This window comes from Ohtaekwangia sp. (genome assembly GCF_036786105.1).
GTDB lineage: Bacteria > Bacteroidota > Bacteroidia > Cytophagales > Cyclobacteriaceae > Ohtaekwangia.
This window is the reverse complement of record NZ_DAIQRQ010000069.1, coordinates 1-1623: the sequence shown is the minus strand read 5'-3', so window position 1 is coordinate 1623 and position 1623 is coordinate 1. Positions and strand designations below refer to the sequence as shown.

Sequence of the window (1623 nt, the reverse complement as noted above, 5' to 3'; positions counted from 1 at the left end):
GGGTAAATTAACATTCCCCTACTTCAACACATCAACACTCAAACACATCAACACTTCCTAAACACGTAAACACATAAACACGCTAAACACCTTTTCTCCTACCTCAAAGAGCAATAGCTCGGACAACAATCTTCCGGAGTTGCCGCTGCGCTCGCACATTGTGGTGGTTGGTGCCGGGGCTTTTGGTGGATGGTCGGCGCTATATTTACTGCGACAAGGATATAGCGTTACGTTGGTAGATGCCTGGGGACCGGGTAACTCCCGGGCAAGCTCGGGTGATGAAACCAGAGTAATACGATCTACTTACGGGAGCAACGAGGTATATTTCGATTTCAATGTACGCGCGCTTACGTTGTGGAAAGAGAATGAGGGTCTGTTTCAGAAAAAATTATTTTTCAATACGGGCGTGCTGTGGTTTTGCTACGAAGATAAAACACCACTGGTAGACGATTCTATACCTTATGCGAAGAAGCATGGTATGGAATATGAAAAGTTGAATCATGAGGAATTAACGAAACGCTTTCCCTTTGTTCATACGGACGATCTCCACCATGCCTACTTCGATTCCTTCGGTGGTTATCTGAAAGCGAGAGAAGCCTGTCAGGCTGTATGCGAACAATTTGTAAAGGAAGGCGGTGAATATATACAGGCGCATGTTGAACCGGGTGCTATAGATCATCAGCAACTCAACAGGATCAAACTCTCCAACGGACAATCGCTCCAAGGTGACCTATATCTTTTTGCCTGTGGCTCCTGGCTAGGAAAAATATTTCCGGATATATTGCAGCAGGTCATCACCTGTACCAAACAGGAAGTATATTACTTCGGTGTACCGTCACAACACGCCGCGGCATTTGATGCTTTTCCGGTGTGGATTGATGTGGATGGTAAAGATTTTTACTACGGCATTGCAGGTAACGCACACCGAGGTTTCAAAGTTGGTGTGGATATTCGTGGTGAAGCGTTTGATCCTACACAAGGCGAGCGTATGGTTACACCGGGTGTATTGGCAAAGGCCCGTAATTTTCTGGTACATCGTTTCCCGTTGCTGAAAGATGCACCACTGCTGGAGAGCAGAGTGTGTCCGTATGAAAATTCTCCGGATGGAAATTTCATTTTCGAAGTACATCCGGAAGCTTCCAATATATTTTTATTGGGTGGAGGCTCCGGTCATGGGTTTAAACACGGCCCGGCTGTTGGCGAAATGGTTGCGCAGGTTATAGCAGGCAAAATTACTCCTCCTGGTATATTTCGAAGAGTGCTTTAGACCGTTATCGGTTACAGATTAACCGTTACCAGACTATTCCTGATAACGATTAACTATCCAGCGGCCTGCAGCTCCTCACCTGTTCACTCTGCCAGTCTCCAAGAACGAAGTTGTAAGCTCATTGAGCACTTTTACCTTGTGACTGAAGTCGCCTTTAATCTGATCGCGAATCTTTTGCATGTTCTCCAAAAGATCATTCGTATCGTCTGGTAAGGCTTCTTCCAGGTATTCGCGAATGCGTTTTGATATGGTAGGCGATTTTCCATTGGTAGAAACACCTATTTTCAGATTTCCTTTTGTCACTACTGATCCGAGGTAAAAGTCACACAGATCGGGTGTATCAGCCACGTTGATGA

2 protein-coding genes are annotated in these 1623 nt (G+C 45.6%); one reads left to right on the top strand and one right to left on the bottom strand.

What is annotated here, in order from left to right; genetic code table 11:
• Positions 1-139: 139 nt before the first annotated feature.
• Positions 140-1267 (top strand): NAD(P)/FAD-dependent oxidoreductase, encoded by a 1128-nt coding sequence (locus V7Q33_RS20265; RefSeq protein ID WP_333821065.1) that lies wholly within the window; start codon positions 140-142, stop codon positions 1265-1267.
• A 75-nt stretch (positions 1268-1342) separates the two neighbouring features.
• On the opposite strand, the gene V7Q33_RS20260 is transcribed toward V7Q33_RS20265, so the two are convergent.
• On the bottom strand, positions 1343-1623 hold a 281-nt coding region (locus tag V7Q33_RS20260), incomplete at its 5' end, for a precorrin-2 dehydrogenase/sirohydrochlorin ferrochelatase family protein (RefSeq protein WP_442946002.1).